This is a genomic window from Streptosporangium sp. NPDC002524 (assembly GCF_040295985.1).
Classification (GTDB): domain Bacteria; phylum Actinomycetota; class Actinomycetes; order Streptosporangiales; family Streptosporangiaceae; genus Streptosporangium.
On sequence record NZ_JBEOWK010000002.1, the window covers coordinates 191,439 to 209,018 of the forward strand.

At 68.0% G+C, this 17,580-nt stretch carries 8 protein-coding genes; 7 read left to right on the forward strand and 1 reads right to left on the reverse strand.

Features of this window, described 5'->3' with window-relative positions; translation table 11 throughout:
• Window positions 1-141 precede the first annotated feature (141 nt).
• The 6 genes from polA (at window position 142) to ABT053_RS03530 (ending at window position 9,007) form a co-directional block, all read left to right on the forward strand.
• Entirely contained in the window at window positions 142-2,871 is a 2,730-nt protein-coding gene (gene polA / locus ABT053_RS03505; protein WP_350967245.1) for a DNA polymerase I, read from the forward strand.
• A gap of 337 nt (window positions 2,872-3,208) precedes the next feature.
• On the forward strand, window positions 3,209-4,327 hold the full coding sequence (locus ABT053_RS03510; RefSeq protein WP_350967246.1) for a polysaccharide deacetylase family protein: 1,119 nt from the start codon (window positions 3,209-3,211) through the stop codon (window positions 4,325-4,327).
• Window positions 4,328-4,545: 218 nt separating this feature from the next.
• Window positions 4,546-6,054: a 30S ribosomal protein S1 gene (gene rpsA / locus ABT053_RS03515; RefSeq protein WP_350967247.1), complete on the forward strand. Its 1,509-nt coding sequence runs from the start codon at window positions 4,546-4,548 to the stop codon at window positions 6,052-6,054.
• Between the two features lie 406 nt (window positions 6,055-6,460).
• Window positions 6,461-6,916, forward strand: coding sequence for a GNAT family N-acetyltransferase (locus ABT053_RS03520; protein WP_350967248.1), 456 nt, complete (start codon window positions 6,461-6,463; stop codon window positions 6,914-6,916).
• 161 nt (window positions 6,917-7,077) lie between these two features.
• On the forward strand, window positions 7,078-7,677 hold the full coding sequence (gene coaE, locus ABT053_RS03525; protein ID WP_350967249.1) for a dephospho-CoA kinase: 600 nt from the start codon (window positions 7,078-7,080) through the stop codon (window positions 7,675-7,677).
• Window positions 7,678-7,810: 133 nt separating this feature from the next.
• The gene (locus tag ABT053_RS03530; RefSeq protein WP_350967250.1) at window positions 7,811-9,007 is read left to right on the forward strand and encodes an SLC13 family permease; all 1,197 of its coding nucleotides are present in this window, start codon (window positions 7,811-7,813) and stop codon (window positions 9,005-9,007) included.
• Window positions 9,008-9,101: 94 nt separating this feature from the next.
• Here ABT053_RS03530 and ABT053_RS03535 read toward each other — a convergent pair whose 3' ends face one another.
• Window positions 9,102-12,164: a BTAD domain-containing putative transcriptional regulator gene (locus tag ABT053_RS03535; protein WP_350967251.1), complete on the reverse strand. Its 3,063-nt coding sequence runs from the start codon at window positions 12,162-12,164 to the stop codon at window positions 9,102-9,104.
• A 288-nt stretch (window positions 12,165-12,452) separates the two neighbouring features.
• On the opposite strand from ABT053_RS03535, the gene ABT053_RS03540 reads away from it, so the two are divergent.
• The gene (locus tag ABT053_RS03540) at window positions 12,453-17,267 is read left to right on the forward strand and encodes a LamG-like jellyroll fold domain-containing protein (protein WP_350967252.1); all 4,815 of its coding nucleotides are present in this window, start codon (window positions 12,453-12,455) and stop codon (window positions 17,265-17,267) included.
• Window positions 17,268-17,580 lie beyond the last annotated feature (313 nt).

Here is a 17,580-nt window from a genome sequence, read left to right on the forward strand (position 1 = left end):
CCACCAGCGTGTTCCTGTGCGATGCGCCGAGCGCCTCTTCGATGCGCCGGGCGGCTTCGTCGCGGTCTGTCACGGTCAAGGGGGCGTCTCCTGTCGTACGAGGCCAGGTTTTCTGTCGCACCAGGAGACTAGGCTTTCGGTGTGCCGAAGAGCGAAGCGACCCCCACTCGTCCGTGTCTCCTGCTGCTGGATGGGCATTCACTGGCCTATCGGGCGTTCTATGCCCTGCCGGAGGAGAATTTCTCCACCACCACGGGGCAGACGACCAACGCGGTCTACGGTTTCACCTCGATGCTGGTCAACGTGCTCCGCGACGAGCGGCCGACCCACGTGGCGGTCTGCTTCGACCGCTCCGAGCCCACGTTCCGCCACGAGGAGTACGCCGACTACAAGGCGAACCGGAGCGCGAGCCCCGACAGTTTCCGCAGCCAGATGAGCCTGATCCACGAGGTGCTCGACGCGTTGCGCGTGCCGCACCTGTCGCTGGCCGGATACGAGGCCGACGACCTGATAGCCACCCTCGCCACCCGCGCCGCCGAGCAGGACATGAACGTGCTGGTCGTCACCGGCGACCGCGACGCGCTGCAGCTCGTCGACGAGCGGGTCACCGTGCTGATGACCCGCGTCGGCATCAGCAACATGACCCGGTTCACCCCCGAGGCCGTGCTGGAGAAGTACGAGCTCACCCCGGCCCAGTATCCCGACTTCGCGGCCATCCGCGGCGACTCCAGCGACAACCTGAAGAACATCCCCGGCGTGGGCGAGAAGACCGCCGCCAAGTGGATCCGCGAGTTCGGCTCGCTGGAGGAGCTGGTCAACCGCGTCGACGAGGTCAAGGGCAAGGTCGGCGACAAGCTCCGCGACCACCTCGACCAGGTCCTGATGAACCGGCGGCTCACCCAGCTGATCCGCGACGTGCCGCTGGAGCGCGAGGTCGCCGCCCTGGAGATCGGCGCGCCCGACCGCGAGGAGATCAACAAGATCCTCGACACGCTGGAGTTCCGCGGCGAGATCCGCGACCGGCTTTTCAAGACGATCGGCTCGGCCGAGGCGGAGGCGGAGGAGGGCTTCGAGGTCGAGGCCGTCACCCTGGGCCCCGACGAGGTGGGCCCGTGGCTGCGCGCGCTGCCCGAGGGCCGCGCGGGCCTCGCCTTCAAGGGCGCGTACGGCAGCGGCACCGGCCGCGTCGACAGCATCGCGATCGCGGCGGCCGGGGCGGGAGCGGGAGCGGAGGCCGGTGCGAAGGGCGGCCCCGGCGCCGCGTTCATCGACCCGACCACGCTCACCGAGTCCGACGAGGCGGCCCTGCGCGAGTGGCTCGCCGACGCCTCGAAGCCCAAGGCCGTGCACGACGCCAAGGGCCCGATGCTCGCGCTGTGGGCGCAGGGCATGGAGCTGCGCGGCCTCACCTGCGACACCGCGCTCGCCGCCTACCTGGCGATGCCGGGGCAGCGCTCGTTCCCGCTGGAGGACCTCGTGCGGGTCTATCTGCGGCGCGAGCTGCGCAGCGAGGCCGACAACGGCGGCCAGGCCAGCCTCTTCGACGCCGAGGACGACGACGGCGCCCGCGACCTCGCCCTGCGGGCGCTGGCGGTCGGCGAGCTCGCCGACGCGCTGGAGGCGTTCCTGGAGCCGCTGGGGGGCACCCACCTCATGCGCGACGTGGAGCTGCCGCTCGTCACCGTGCTCGCCGAGCTGGAGCGGGCCGGAATCGCCGCCGACCGGGAGCACCTCGGCGCCCTGGAGGCCGAGTTCGGCGCCGCGGTGAAGCAGGCCGTCGAGGCGGCCCACGCCTCCGTGGGCGGCGAGCAGTTCAACCTGGGCTCGCCCAAGCAGCTCCAGGAGATCCTCTTCGTCAAGCTCAACCTGCCCAAGACGAAGAAGACCAAGACGGGCTACACCACCGACGCCTCCGCGCTGGCCTGGCTCGCCGCCCAGACCGAGCACGAGCTGCCGACGATCATGCTGCGTCACCGCGACCAGGCCAAGCTGAAGGTCACGGTCGAGGGCCTGATCAAGGAGATCGCCGACGACGGCCGCATCCACACCACGTTCAACCAGATCATCGCGGTCACCGGGCGGCTCAGCTCGGAGAAGCCCAACCTGCAGAACATCCCGATCCGCACCGCCGAGGGCCGCCGCATCCGGCAGGGCTTCGTGGTCGGCAAGGGCTACGAGACCCTGCTCACCGCCGACTACAGCCAGATCGAGCTGCGTGTCATGGCCCACCTGTCCGGGGACGAGGCGCTCATCGCGTCGTTCGAGTCCGGGCACGACTTCCACATGGCCACCGCGGCCCGGGTCTTCGACGTCGAGCCGGAGAAGGTCACCGGGGAGATGCGGGCCAAGATCAAGGCGATGAACTACGGCCTCGCCTACGGCCTGTCCGACTTCGGGCTGTCGGAGCAGCTCAACATCCCGGTCTCCGAGGCGCGGGCGCTCAAGGAGGAGTACTTCGAGGAGTTCGGCGGCGTCCGCGACTTCCTCAACGCGATCGTCGCCCAGGCGAGGAACGACGGCTACACCGAGACCATCCTCGGCCGCCGCCGTTACCTGCCCGACCTCAACAGCGACAACCGCCAGCGCCGCGAGATCGCCGAGCGGATGGCGCTCAACGCGCCCATCCAGGGGTCGGCGGCCGACATCATCAAGGTCGCCATGCTCAACGTGCAGAGCGCGCTCAAGGAGGCGGCCCTCGGCTCCCGGATGCTGCTGCAGGTCCACGACGAGCTCGTGTTCGAGGTGGCCCCCGGTGAGCTGGAGACCCTTCGGGAGCTCGTCACCGACCGGATGAACGCCGCGTACTCCCTGCGCGTCCCGCTCGCCGTCTCGGTGGGCGTCGGCCGCACCTGGGAGGACGCCGGGCACTGACGGCCACCCTCGGGGGCGCTCTCCGGAGCGCCTCCCGAGGGGACCGATGGCCGGGACCGATGGCCGGGACCGATGGCCGGGACCGATGGCCGGGACCGATGGCCGGGACCGATGGCCGGGACCGATGGCCGGGACCGATGGCCGGGACCGATGGCCGGGGGTCGAGAGGCGGGGGTAGCGGGCGCTTCCGTGAGGTGCTTCCCGGAGTGTTCCCAGGGTGCCTTCCGGCCGAGGAGACCGGCCGCGGGGTGCCGGACTTCGCTGATTGGCCGGGCCTGTCCGAGTCTGTTCTAGGCTGGTGATCCAAGCCGAGAAGCTCGACGGGCACGGGAGTTCTGTGCGGAGTCCAATCCCCCTGACGAAGATCATTTTGCTGGCGAACGTGCTGGTCGTCGCGGTGGCGGTGGTGGTGCTCCTGGTGCTCCCGCCGGCCTCCGCGCCACCCGGCGCGACCCGGCCGGGCCAGGCGGGAGGCGGCTCGTCGCCGAAGCCGTCCGCGGCCCCCTCGCCGGCGGTGCACCTGCCCTCGGCCGAGCTGCCGCCGCCGATCACCGCCTCGGCGGAGTTCGCCCGGCAGGTGGAGGCGAACGAGGCCGGGGCGGTCCCGATCCTGATGTACCACCGGATCACCCGCAAGAGGCTGGCCTCCATCGACCGCACCCCCGCCCAGCTGCGCAAGGAGCTGGAGAGGCTCGCCAGGGGCGGCTACGTGCCGGTCACCGCGCGGGAGTTCGCCACCGGGCGGATGGACGTCCCGGCGGGCAAGCACCCGGTCGTGCTGACCTTCGACGACGGCCACCCCAGCCACTTCGCCCTCGGCGCGGACGGCACCCCGGCCAAGGACAGCGCGGTCGGCATCATCTACCAGGTCGCCGTGAAGTACCCCGGATTCCGGCCCGTCGCCACCTTCTGGGTCAACCGGCACCCGTTCGGCCTCCGCGAGCGGAAGGACCAGGAGCGGGCCGTGCGGTGGCTGGCCTCGCGGGGCTTCGAGGTGGCCAACCACACCTGGAGCCACCCCCACCTGCCGCACCTGTCCAAGAAGAAGATCGCCGAGCAGGTGGCCAGGGTCGAGCGGCTGCTGAAGCGGCTCGGCGTTCCCCCCTCGGAGACGCTGGCGCTGCCGTTCGGCGCGATGCCCCGCAAAAGATCTACCGTGCAGAAGGGAAAATGGGACGGAGTGTCCTACCGGTTCAAGGGCGTCTTCCTCGCCGGCGCCGAACCGTCGGTCTCGCCGTTCGTCAAGGACTACGACTGGCGCGCGGTCCAGCGGATCCAGAGCAACGGCAGGAAGGGGGAGTGCCGGAAGTGGTGCTCCGAGTACTGGCTCGGGTGGCTGGACAAGCATCCCCGCGAGCGCTACACGGCCGACGGCGACCCCGACCGGATCTCCATCCCACGCGGACTTCGCGGTAATATCAGGGCGGACCGGAGGCAGAAGATCAACGCCTATTAAGCGAGATCGTTATCCTTTCGGCACGCGGGCGCGTAGAGTCGTTGGATTGACCATACCCGTCTGGTCTCATATGCTGATCGCTGCGCTGTGGGCTCGCGCGTGTCTCGGACGGAGTGGGCTCGCGCTCGATCACACCGATGAATTCTTCGGTTGACGGTAAGAGGCCTGCCGCGCGTTCGCCACATCGACATCTGTCCGCGTTCGGAGCAACTCCACACATGACGAGCAGCACTGAGGCCACCTCGAGCACCCCGCAGGTAGCGGTCAACGACATCGGCTCTGAGGAAGAGTTCCTCGCAGCGATCGACCTGACCATCAAGTACTTCAACGACGGCGACATCGTCGAGGGCACCGTCGTCAAGGTCGATCGAGACGAAGTTTTGCTCGACATCGGCTACAAGACCGAGGGTGTCATCCCCTCGCGCGAGCTCTCGATCAAGCACGATGTCGACCCGGCGGATGTCGTCGAGGTTGGCGAGCACGTCGAGGCCCTCGTCCTCCAGAAGGAGGACAAGGAAGGCCGCCTGATCCTGTCCAAGAAGCGCGCTCAGTACGAGCGGGCCTGGGGCACGATCGAGAAGATCAAGGACGAGGACGGCATCGTCACCGGCACGGTCATCGAGGTCGTCAAGGGTGGACTCATCCTCGACATCGGCCTGCGCGGCTTCCTGCCGGCGTCCCTGGTCGAGATGCGGCGCGTCCGCGACCTCCAGCCGTACGTGGGCCGCGAGCTCGAAGCGAAGATCATCGAGCTCGACAAGAACCGCAACAACGTGGTTCTGTCCCGCCGCGCCTGGCTCGAGCAGACCCAGTCCGAGGTTCGCCAGACGTTCCTCAACACCCTGCAGAAGGGTCAGGTCCGCAAGGGCGTCGTCTCCTCGATCGTCAACTTCGGTGCGTTCGTCGACCTCGGCGGCGTCGACGGTCTGGTCCACGTCTCCGAGCTCTCCTGGAAGCACATCGACCACCCCTCCGAGGTCGTCGAGGTCGGCCAGGAGGTCACCGTTGAGGTGCTCGACGTCGACATGGAGCGCGAGCGCGTCTCCCTGTCGCTCAAGGCGACGCAGGAAGACCCCTGGCAGCAGTTCGCCCGCACCCACCAGATCGGTCAGGTCGTCCCGGGTCGCGTCACCAAGCTGGTGCCGTTCGGTGCGTTCGTCCGCGTCGAGGAGGGCATCGAGGGCCTGGTCCACATCTCCGAGCTGGCCGAGCGCCACGTCGAGATCCCCGAGCAGGTCGTCCAGGTCGGCGACGAGATCTTCGTGAAGATCATCGACATCGACCTGGAGCGCCGCCGGATCTCGCTGTCGCTCAAGCAGGCGAACGAGGGTGCGATCGGCGCCGACGTCGAGTTCGACCCCACGCTGTACGGCATGGCGGCGACCTACGACGACTCGGGCAACTACATCTACCCCGAGGGTTTCGACTCCGAGACCGGCGAGTGGCTCGAAGGCTTCGACAAGCAGCGCGAGGAGTGGGAGCGGCAGTACGCCGAGGCTCAGACCCGCTTCGAGGCTCACAAGAAGCAGGTCGAGGAGGCCCGCAAGGCCGAGGCCGAGGCGGGCGAGGCAGCCCCCACGTCCTACTCCGGCGAGACCCCGTCCTCGGGTTCCACCGGCGCCTCTTCCAGCAGCAGCAGTGGCTCCTCCGCTCCGGCGGCGGGCGCCCTGGCCTCCGACGAGGCTCTCGCGGCTCTGCGCGAGAAGCTCGCGGGCGGCCAGAACTAACCTCGCTGTCATGACAACGCGGTAGAAGATCGAAGGAAGGGCCCCGCTCCGGCGGGGCCCTTTCCGCGTCCCCGGCCGGTTTCTCCCGCTGTGCGGCTTCGCGTCTCCGGCCGGTTTCTCCTGCCGTGCGGCTTCGCGTCTCCGGCCGGTTTCTCCTGCCGTGCGGCTTCGCGTCCCCGGCTGGGTCTTCCCCCTCACGGGGTCTCGCGTTTCCCGGGTTCTCCCGCCATGTGGCTTCGTTCCCGCCCCTGGGATGCCTCCGCGTCCCCACCGGGTCGCCCCGCCTCTTCCCGGCCTTCCTCTTGGCGTCCGCGGGAACGCCCGGTGACGGCCTTTCGGCGGCCGCAGGAACGCCCGGCGGCCGCCCGGCCTCGCCCGTCTCCCGCCCCGCCGCTAGGGTGACGCCGTGATCGTGATCGAGGTGGCGGAGCCCGAGGACGCGGGCGAGATCCTGACCGTGCAGCGCGCCGCCTACGTGGGCGAGGCCCAGCTCTACGGCGACCCGTTCATCCCGCCGCTCGTGGAGTCGGCCGCCCAGGTCCGCAAGGCCGTCGAGACGGCCGTCGTGCTCGTCGCCCGCGACGGGGCGAGGATCGTGGGGTCGGTCCGTGGCCGGATGTCCGGCACGACCTGCCTGGTCGGCCGCCTGGTGGTCGCCCCCGACCGGCAGGGCGCGGGCATCGGCGGATCTTTGCTGACCGCCCTGCACGACGAGGCCGCCGCGGCCCTCGCCTTCGACCTGTTCACCGGCCACCTGTCGGAGGGCAACCTGCGCCTCTACCGCCGCCACGGCTACCGGGAGACCCGCAGGGAGCCGATGAGCGACCACCTGACGCTGGTGCACATGCGCAAGGAGCTGTGAGGGCCCCAGCGGCGTTCCCGTACGCCATTCGGTGCCGGGATGAACATCCTGGACCGAAGGGCGGCAGACGTGCCCTCGGGCGCTCCCGTCCCGGCACCGGATGTGAAGATCCCGTCGCCGACCGCACCGGAGCGCGGTCCGTACGGCGTATGCTGCGGATCATGTTGAAGGTGGGGCTTACCGGCGGCATCGGGTCGGGCAAGAGCGAGGTCTCCCGGAGGCTGGGCGCCCGTGGCGCCGTGGTCATCGACGCCGACAAGATCGCCAGAGAGGTGGTCGAGCCGGGAACCCCCGGGCTGGCGCGCGTGACCGGCGTCTTCGGCACGGACGTCCTGCACGAGGACGGCTCGCTCAACCGGGAGAAACTCGGCTCGATCGTCTTCGCCGACTCCGAGAAACTCGCCTCCCTCAACGCCATCGTCCACCCGCTCGTCGGCGCGAGGGTCGGCGAGCTCCAGGAACAGGCGGCCCCCGGCAGCATCGTGATCTACGACGTGCCGCTGCTGGCGGAGAACAAGCTCGCTCCCATGTACGAGGTGGTGATCGTCGTCGACGCCGCGGACGAGGTGCGCGTCGCCCGGCTGATCGAGCTGCGCGGCATGAGCGAGCAGGACGCCAGGGCGAGACTCGCCGCCCAGGCGACCCGCGAGGAGCGGCTGGAGATCGCCGACATCGTCGTCCCGAACGAGGGCTCCCTGGAGGAACTGGAGTCCCGGATGGACGGCATCTGGGCCGATCTCACGTCCCGCGTCACCGTCTGAGCGGGATAACTCGTCCGGGAACCTCGGCGCCCGCCTGGGCCGGATGCCCCCGATGGGATCTCGGTGACCCGCGCCGGCGCCCAGGCGCCACAACCCCTCCCCGGCCCTGTTCGCGCAGGTGAGGCGTGCGAACATGTCCGATGTGCTGCGGCGATTGAGTGTTCTGGATCGGATCCGCTTCGGACTTCTCGGCCTCGGCCTCCTGTTCGTCGCGACCGGTCTGCTCCCCCTCCAGGAGGCCTGGAGCGAGATGGAGCGGATCGCGCCCATCCTGCTCTTCCTCGCCGCTGTGATCGTCCTGGCGGACCTCGTCAAGGAGGCCCAGCTCTTCGACGTGATCGCGACCCGGCTGGCGGTGGTGGGGCGGGGGAACCACGTCGCGCTGTTCCTGCTGTGCACGGCCTTCGCCTCGCTGGTCACCGTTTTCCTGAACCTGGACACCACGGTGGTGCTGCTGACGCCCGTCATGCTCGCCCTCGCGGCCAGGACCGGGATCGCCGCGCTGCCGCTGGCCATGACGACCCTCTGGCTGGCCAACACCGCCGCCCTGCTCCTGCCGGTGTCGAACCTGACGAACCTGCTGGCCATGGAACGGCTCGGCATGTCCGCCCGAGAGTTCGCCGGACGGCTCTGGTTGCCCCAGCTCGTCTCCATCGCGGTCACCATGGTCTTCCTGTGGCTGTTCTTCTGGCGCCGTGGCCGGCGCGGGGCCGCCCGCTACGAACCGCCGGTCCCCGGCCCGGTCGCCGATCCGGTGCTGTTCAGGATCGCGGTCTCGGCGTGCGTGCTGTTCGTCGCCGCGATCCTGCTGGAGCTGCCGATCCAGTTCGCCGCCCTGGGCGGAGCGGCCCTGATGATCGCCGCCTTCGCCTGGCGCGACCGCTCGAAGCTCACTCTCGCGCTGTTCCCCTGGCAGCTGCTCGTCTTCGTCGTCGGCCTGTTCCTCGTGGTGCCCACCCTGAGCCGGTACGGCCTGGCCTCGGTGATGAGCTCCCTCGTCGGGACCTCCGGAGGCCCGGGGGGAGACGGGGCCTACCGTGTGGCGGCCGTCGGCGCGGTGCTGTCCAACCTGATCAACAACCTCCCCGCCTACACGGTGGTGGAGCACGCCATCCCGCAGGGTAGCCGGGACCTGCTGCTCGCCCTGCTCATCGGCACCAACGCCGGTTCGGTGATCACCCCCTGGGCCTCCCTCGCCACCCTGCTGTGGTTCGAGTGGTGCCGCCGCAGGGGAGTGCGGGTGCCGATGCTCAGGTTCGTGCTGACGGGGACCGTGCTGGTCGCGGCAGGGGTCACCGCCACGGTGACGGCGCTGCTGCTCACGGCCTGAACCGTGGCCGGAGGCAGGCGTACGGCGTCCTGGCGCGCGGGGATCACGGGCGTTGTGATCACACTTCTGGAGACGGCGGGTTCCGCCGTGGCGATCACATCGCGCGGGCCGTGGTCTCGCGCATCCGCTCGGCGATCTTCCCGGCCTCGGGGACTCCCATGGGAGAGAGGATGTCGAGAGCCGACTTCCACTGGGACCTGGCCTCGTCGGTCCTGCCGAGCGCGTGCAACGCGTGGCCGAGGTGTTCGTGGGCGAGACCCATCAGATACGGGTCCTTGACGGTGAGGGCCGCGTCCAGGGCGGCCTGCTGACTCTCCAGCGCGGCCGGTCCGTCGCCGGTTGCCAGCAGGGTCGTTCCCAGGTCCAGCAGAATCTCGCATTCGGTGTACTGGTCTCCTCCCTCCCTTGCCCAGGCGAGGGCGTTCCGGTGGTGTTCGAGGGCTTCGGCGTGACGTCCCTGCCGCCGGCGTATCCGTCCGATGCCGTTGACGGAGCTCACCTCGAGCCGATGGTTGCCCACGCTTCTGTTCAGCTGGACGGACTGCTGATGAAGATCCAGGGCGGTCGCCAGATCCCCGAGGCTCTCGTGGACGTCGCCCAGGATCTTGAGTGTGTACGCCTCGTCGTTGCGGTTGCCCTCCTTGCGCTCGAAGGCCAGGCAACGTTCGACGCAACGGAGAGCCTCCGGCGAATGACCCAGCCTGAGATGGGCGATTCCCAGGGTGAAGGTCACCGTCGCCTCGCCGTGTTCGTCGTCGAGCAGGCTGAACAGTTCGATCGCTTTCACGCAGTTCTGTATCGCCTGACGGAAGTCTCCGGTCCACAGCAGGCTGTATCCGAGCTGGCCCAGGGCGTAGGCCTCCTCCTTCCGGTCCCCGACCGTCCTGCTGAGGTCCAGGGCCTGCCGCTGGTAGTCAAGACACCTGTCGATTTTCCCGGAGAACATGTTCGCCGTGCCCAGTGCGTTCAGTACCCGCCCTTCCCCGTGCCGGTCACCGGCCTGGCGCACAGCGGAGAGGGCGGTCTGGTGGACCGTCACCCAGTCGTCGACGCGGTCCCTGAGGTAGAAGAAGTAGTCCAGCGTGTAGGCGATCTGCCACGCGTACCCGAACCACTCGTGTTCGGCGGCGTGGTTGACGGCCGCTATGAGTGCCGGATACTCCGCGTCGAGCCATCTCGTGGCGGAATCACGATCGCGGAAGATCGGGATTCCGCGCGAAGGAGGCTCGGAGACGAGCGTGATCCCGCTGTAGTCGGTGTTCACGTGTTCCATGGCGGCCTTGGTCGTGTGCAGATACCAGTCGAACAGCCGGATCAGCGCGCCACGACGAGCCGGTCCGGTGTCGTCGGCCTCGGCACGCTCGCGGGCGAACAGGCTCAGCAGGTCGTGCATGACAAAACGTCCGCCGGTGCCGTGCTGGACGAGATGGGCGCCGATGAGCGTGTCGAGAGCCGCGCGGACGTCTTCGACGGACGACTGAGCCAGGGCGACGACCTCGTCGACGCCGATGTCCGGGCCGGGATGAAGGCCCAGCAGCCTGAAGGTCCGACGGGCGGGCTCGGGAAGGCTTCCGTAGGACGTCTCGAAGGCGGCCCGTACACCTATGTGCGGGTCCTCTTCGATGTCCAGCGTCGTCAGCCGGTTCTCCCGGAGCAGCCTGGCGACGAAGTCGGCGACGGGCAGCGCGGGCCGGCCGCTCAGATGCGCGGCCGCCAGCCGCAGCGCGAGGGGGAGGTGACCGCAGAGGCGGGCGAGTTCGAGCACGGCCTCGGCTTCGTCGCGGATCCGATCCTCACCCAGGACGGCGCCGAGCAGTGTCCTCGCCTCACCGGGAGAAAGCAGGTCGAGGGTGAGGGTGTGGACGTCGTGCGTCACCGAGAGTCCTCGCAGTGAGTCCCGGCTGGTGATGACCACCTTGCACAGCGTCGAGCCGGGCAGCAGCGGACGTATCTGCTCGGCCCTGGCCACGTTGTCGAGCACCACGAGCATCCGCCTGCCGGCCACGAGCGACCGGTACATCGACGCCCGCTCGTCGATCTCGTGGGGAATCTCGTCGGTGGCGACCTCGAGCCCTCTCAGGAGCTGGTAGAGCGCCTGCGCGCCGGTGACCGGCTGCCCCTGTGAGTAACCGTGAAGGTTCACGTACAGCTGCCCGTCCGGAAACCGGTCCGCCACACGGTGTCCCCACCGCGTCGCGAGCGCGGTCTTTCCGATCCCGGGAGTGCCGGTGATGGCGGTGATCACCACGGCCGACGCGCCGTTCCGATCTGCGGAGAGCAGGAGGTCCAGGCGTCGCAGGCTCTCCTCACGACCGGCGAAGCGGGCGATGTCGGCCGGCAGTTGCCTGGGCACGGTCGCGGGAGGAGTGAGGGCGGGTCCCGCGGCCGCCGGGATGCTCCCGGTGACGGGCTCTCCCGCGAGAATCGACTGGTGCAGCTGGACGAGTTCCTCTCCCGGGTCCAGCCCGAGCTCCTCGCGGAAATACTGCCTGGCGGCCCTGAACACCTCCAGCGCCTCCGCCGTACGGCCGATTCGGTGAAACACGCGCATCAGCCGGCCGCGAAAACTCTCGTTCAGGGGATGTTCCGCCACCAGCAAGCGTAATTCCCCGATCAATTCCGCGTGGCGGCCCAGAACGAGGTCCGCGTCAATGCGATCGAGAAGCGCGGTGACGCGTAATTCCTCGAGCGCGGCCCCTTCGACGGACTGGAAATCGGGCTGTGTGCCGTCGAGCGCGGGACCGCGCCACAGCGCCAGCGCCGAGCCGAGCCGCTCGGAGGCTTTCGCGGGATCTCCTGCGGCCATGGCGGAGCGGCCCGTCGCCGTCTCGGAGAGGAAGACGTCAAGGTCGGAGTCACCGGGGCGCAACCGCAGGGTGTAGCCGGTAGGCGTGCCCACCAGCGTGTTCGCGTCGTCGAGCAGGCGCCGTACGGACCACAGGTAGTTGTGGAGCAGTCGCCTGCTGGTCGCCGGAGGCTTTCCCGCCCACAGGGCAGTCAGCAGCCGGTCGTGGGGGACCACCCGGTTCGCCCGTACGACGAGAAGGGCGAGAAGTGTCCGCTGCTTGGGGCCCAGGACGCTGATCGAGCGCTCGTCGCGCCATATGTCGACCGGGCCGAGGACACGAAACCGAGTTTCGGATTTCTTCTCGTTCATCGCCGAGTGAGGTGGTGCGCGTTTCCTGTCTCGAACTGCCTCATACGCCACTCGTTCCCGTGAATACGCGAAGTGCGGACAGAGGACAAGGTTAAGACACTCCGTACGACAAGATCAACAGCATCGTCCTGGATGCTTGGCGTGATCATCTCCTGCCGGGCTCTCCCGTTTCCGCGCCCGGCCGTCAATCTCCCTTCCACAATGGAGGAACCGGTGGGGTTTCCCTTACCGAACCGTCCTTTCGCGCCTCCTTCCCGGCGCGGACCGAACAGACGGACGGCGACCACGGTGGTGGCCGTCCTGGCCCTGGCCGCGTCGTTCCTGGTGCCGGGCGGCGCCGTGGCGCAGGTGGCCCCCGCGCGTACGGCCGCCCCCTCGGCGCCCGCCCCGACGCCGTTCCCCCGCCCGGACGACCCCGACGCTCCGCTGCGCGCGGCGGTCGCGGAGGCCAGGAAGCAGAACAAACCGGTCGAGGCCACCGGTGCGTTCACCGAGACCTCACGGACCTGGGCCTTTCCCGACGGCAGCCTGAGGACGGAATCGTACTCGGGGCCCGCCCAGGTCAAGCGGCAGGACGGCTCGTGGGCCTGGATCGACACCACGCTGGTGGAGAAGGACGGCGTCCTCAAGCCCAGGGCGGCCAAGGCGGACCTCGCCTTCTCCCTCGGCGGAGACGGCGTCCCGTTCGCCGTGATGAGGCGGGACGCGAAGCGGAGCCTCAGCCTGTCGTGGGAGGGGAAGCTGCCCCGCCCGGTGGTGGAGGGCAACGTCGCCACCTATCCAGACGCCGCCGGACCCGCGGCCGACCTGGTCGTCACGGCTCTGCCCACCGGTTTCCGGCACGACGTGGTGCTGCGGGAGCGCCCCACGGGGCCGCTGGAGATCCGCATCCCGGTGGAGTCGTCCGACCTGACCCTCGAGAAGTCCGGGCAGGGTGGCCTGGAACTCACCGACGCCAGGGACAGGGTCGTCGCCCAGGCGCCGAAGCCGGTGATGTGGGACAGTACCGGCGCCGGCGCGCGGGACACCAAGACGACCGCCGCGCGGCGCAGCGCGCCGATCGCCACCTCCGTCGTCGAGGACGGCGGCAAACGGACGCTGGTCCTCAAACCCGACGCCGGGTGGCTGGCAGACCCCGCCACCGTCTTCCCCGTCGTCGTCGACCCCACCTCCACCCTCACCGTCAAGACCGACACGCTGCTCTCCAGCGGCGCCGACTGCAACACCTACGACCAGCCGGGGGCCACGCTGCTGAAGATCGGCGCCGCCTACCACGGCTGCAACGGGGTGAGCGCCATGAACTACTGGCGTTCGTACCTGAAGTTCGACGTCACGGGCCTGGTCGGCAAGCCCATCGTCTCCTCCACCATGCAGTTGTGGCGTACCGAGTCACCCGCGTGCCACCTGCGCGGCAACGGCAAGGTCTACGCCACCCGGGTCGGTGCCGACTGGACCCCCGGCAGGATGACCTGGGCCAACAAGCCCGGGGGCACCGCCGACTTCGTGAGCACCCCCTGCCCGACCACGGGCGTCCTCACCCCCGGCGTGATGACCTGGCCCATCACCAACTGGGTCAAGGCCTGGACCGGGGGCCAGCCCAACCGCGGCGTCGAGCTCAGCGGGCCCACCGAGAGCGTAGACCGCTACAACGCCTACTCCGCGGTCTTCCACTCGGCGGAGACGACCGGCACCGGCGCCACCCCGCCCAAGCTGATCACCCAGTACATCCTGCCGCCCGAGATCCCCACGGTCACCGCGGAGTCGGTCGACTCGATGGACGGCGAGCACGCCATCGTGCGCGAGAGCTCGGCCAAGGTCGGCTACAGGTCCACCTCCGTCGACGGCAGGAACCTCGACTACTACGTCTCCGTCGTCGACTCCACGGCTCCCCTCCCGACGTGGACCACGGGCGGCGGTGAGGTCGGCAAGTGGAGCTTCACCGAGGGCACGGAGGGCACCGACTCCAGCGGCAGGAACAACCCGCTGATCTTCGTCAGCGGCCGCTACTCGTGGGTCAACGGCAAGGACGGCAAGGCCCTGTCCCTCAACGGGTCTGTGGCCCTTCCCTCCTTCGCCTCCACCGAGGACCCGGTCCTGCGGACCGACCGGAGCTTCTCCGCGGCCGGCTGGGTCCGCCTGGAGGCGGGAACCGGCTCCGTCCGGCTGATCAGTCAGAGCGGCTCCCTCAACAGCGCCTTCGCCGTGGGCTACGACGCGGGCAGCGGCAAGTGGAACATGGAGATGTACCGCGACGACACCGCCACCGGCACGGTGACAGAGATCAGGTCCCCCGCGGCGGCGCAGATCGACACCTGGACCCACCTGACCGGCGTCTACGACGCCGTCGCCAAGAAGATCCGCCTGTACGTCAACGGTGTCCAGGTCGCCGAAGACGACCACACCTCGCCTCCCTGGCAGGCCGGCCAGACCTTCGAGCTCGGCGGCGGCAAGGGCGGCGGCTACAGCTACTCCTCGGTCAAGGCCGCCTACGACGAGATCCGCGCCTACGACCGGGCCCTGAGCCCCACCGAGATCCAGTGGATGCTCAACCTCACCCCGCCCACCAACGCCAACCTGCCCTCGGGCCAGACCGCGTCCATCACCTACGACGTCGGCAACGTCGACAGCTTCAAGATCTCTGTCAGAGCCTGCATCAACGGGGCAACTCCTCTCACCTGCAGCGAGAGTCCCTACTACCGCATCACCACCGACGCGCCCTATCTGCCGGCCGACACCGAGACCGGCATGGCCGACCCGGCCCGGCCGATCCTGTCGGGCATGGTCAACCGGCCGTCGGGCGGGCCGGTCACCGCCAAGTACTTCCTGTACGACAGCACCGGCGCTCCGGTCGGCTCCAGCCCGTTCGGCGAGCGTACGGTCAACGGCGGTGAGCGCGCGTCCTTCCAGGTGCCGGAGAACGCCGTCCAGGCCGGTCGTACGTACACCTGGCAGATGCAGGCGTGCGCCCTGGATGTCTGCACCGCCAAGACCGCCCCGGTCAGCGTCACCATTCCCGGCACCCCGCCGGATCCGCCTGCCGAGACCGTCGACCACCTGACCCTGCTCAAGGACAGCTTCGTCATCAAGACCGCCAAGGTCGACCCGACGGCCTGTGACGGTTCGCCCTGTACGGTGACCGACTCGACCGTCATGCGGATCGGCGGCAGCGGCACCGACAAGACGGTGGCGGTGATCGGATTCAAGCTCGGCGAACTCCCCGACGGCGCGGGTGTGTCGGAGGGCATCCTCAAACTCGGCACCCCGACCTGCCCGGCCGGGACCTGCCCGGCGGACGCGGTCATCACCGCCACCCCGTTGAAGAGCCAGGTCACCGGTGAGACCAAGGGCTCAGATCTGGCAGGCGACGCCGACACGGACACCACGCCCTATTCTCTGCCGCTGAGCGGTCCGCAGGTGGACATCGCCGGCAGCGAGTACCAATGGCTGATGCTGACCTCCAACAAGAATGAGGTCATGACCTTCGGAGATGGGGGAGTGGCCGAACAGCTGTCGCTGGCGCTCACCTATCTTCCTGCCGGACCGCCCGGCAAGGTGCTCAATCTGACCGCCAAAGGCGGCGACGCGAGCGTGATCGTCAGCTGGGGCGTGCCAGAGGACAACGGCAGTATCGCGATGCTCGACGGTTACGACGTCCAGGTCGTCGATGGTGGCACAGTCGTTAAGACAATCGAGGTGAAAGATTCCTATGCCCTTGTCAGCGGCTTGAGCAATGATGTCGCCTACACCATGAAGGTGCGCGCCAGGACCGCTTTCGGTATTGGTGAATGGGAAGCTGTCACCGCCACGACCGCATCCGTCCCACCACCCGCCTCTGACACGGGCGAAGGCGCGACCTGCAGGCTTGAACACCCCTCCGCAGGTGTTACAGCCCCAGCCGTGACCAGGTCCGGCGCCTCGGCCTATCTTGATCGTGTTGAGCACTATTACCAGGCGCAGGACGCGGTACTCGAAGGTGGGGCCAACACCATCTGGGATGCTCCCGGCGTATTCACGAACGCGTCGAACACGGGGAAGCTGTCACTTCTCAACACGCTCTTGATTCAGCAGCGGGAGTCTCTACGGCTGATGGACGTGACACGAAGTCAGTCAGCCGTACGGCTGTCAGAACCCGTGATCCAGTCGATGCCGGACGGTACCGTGCGCGTCACCACCTATGTCAAACGCACATGGAGAGAGGAGCCCGTAGAAGGCGCGGCCACGTCCGTTGTCGCTTCCAGCGCGCTGGGAACTGTTGAGCCAAGTGAATTCACCCTATCGGTGTTCGTCTTCGATCGCTGCGGGGATATGAGCATCATCGAGGTCCCGATCCAGGTGCACGAGGATTCGACCGATCACTCCGATCCCTGCTCCGGTTTCGTCAACCCTGACGGAACGGTTGAGGAGGTATGCGGTGTCTCGACCAGCGATAGTGGCACAGGGCCCTCGTATGATGTGTGTACAAAAGTTGTCGAGGCCAAGAATTCGTGTTCGTGGTATCGGGCCCAGCCGCAGGTCCCGCAAAATCCGGCAACCAGGGTTCCTTACAAGGGCATGACGATTCAAGTTTCGGGCATGCATGGCTGGAAACCCAATCCCGCCTTGCGCCTGAAGGAACTCAAGATCGCCAAGCATCGCGTCTGGGCGCAGGCTTACTTCACCAAGAATTTCCTCAAGAAATACGAGAACTATCAATTCGTGAAGAATATGACCATAACGGTCACTGACAAGCTGTGTGCGCGAGTACTTTCCGGGACCCTGAACATCTCCTACCCGCCGGGCTACGAGCTGACGGCCACCGAAGAGTGTGAGGAGAAAATCGTACGAGGAGTCAAGGGGGACCGGGTTCTTCATTATCCGACTCAGGGTGACGATAACCTGGAGGTCACATGTGCGGAATCTTTGCCGAACCTCTGTGATATCAAGGAGTTCCAGACTGGATTTATCGTCGAGGTCCATCTTCCCTTCAAAAATCCGGACTATCCGGATGGTCGGATCAAGATGACGGCTTCCTCGTGCTGGGATCTACCGAATCGGTATGATCCGCCGATAGCGCTCGGCCACTCATGTCCCAAGTACGTGTACACGCTTCCACCGGAACTGTAACTTCAGATCGGCTTCATCGCGCGGGGGTCCTGCGAGTGTGCGGATCCCCGCGTTTCCGATCAGGCGATCGAATTGATGTCGGGCGGCCGGTGAATCCGCTGGCGGCGAGGGGGCCTTGTGGCCGACGGTTGACTCGCGGGGTGATGTGTCAGCGATTTTGGCGAGAACCAGGCTCGTGGTCCGATGACGAGAAAAACGTTTCTTCCGGGGCGGCCGAGAGGGAGCGCGAGAACCAGCCATTGGGATAACAGTCCGAGGATTCAAGAGGATCGTCAATAGTTGAATCGGTCGTAAAGTGCAGTCGTGTTTCCTC

Excerpts from the sequence above, each read along its gene's own strand:
- ABT053_RS03535 (WP_350967251.1), bottom strand. The coding sequence starts at position 12,164 with ATGAACGAGAAGAAATCCGAAACTCGGTTTCGTGTCCTCGGCCCGGTC.
- coaE (WP_350967249.1), top strand. The coding sequence starts at position 7,078 with ATGTTGAAGGTGGGGCTTACCGGCGGCATCGGGTCGGGCAAGAGCGAG.
- rpsA (WP_350967247.1), top strand. The coding sequence starts at position 4,546 with ATGACGAGCAGCACTGAGGCCACCTCGAGCACCCCGCAGGTAGCGGTC.
- ABT053_RS03530 (WP_350967250.1), top strand. The coding sequence starts at position 7,811 with ATGTCCGATGTGCTGCGGCGATTGAGTGTTCTGGATCGGATCCGCTTC.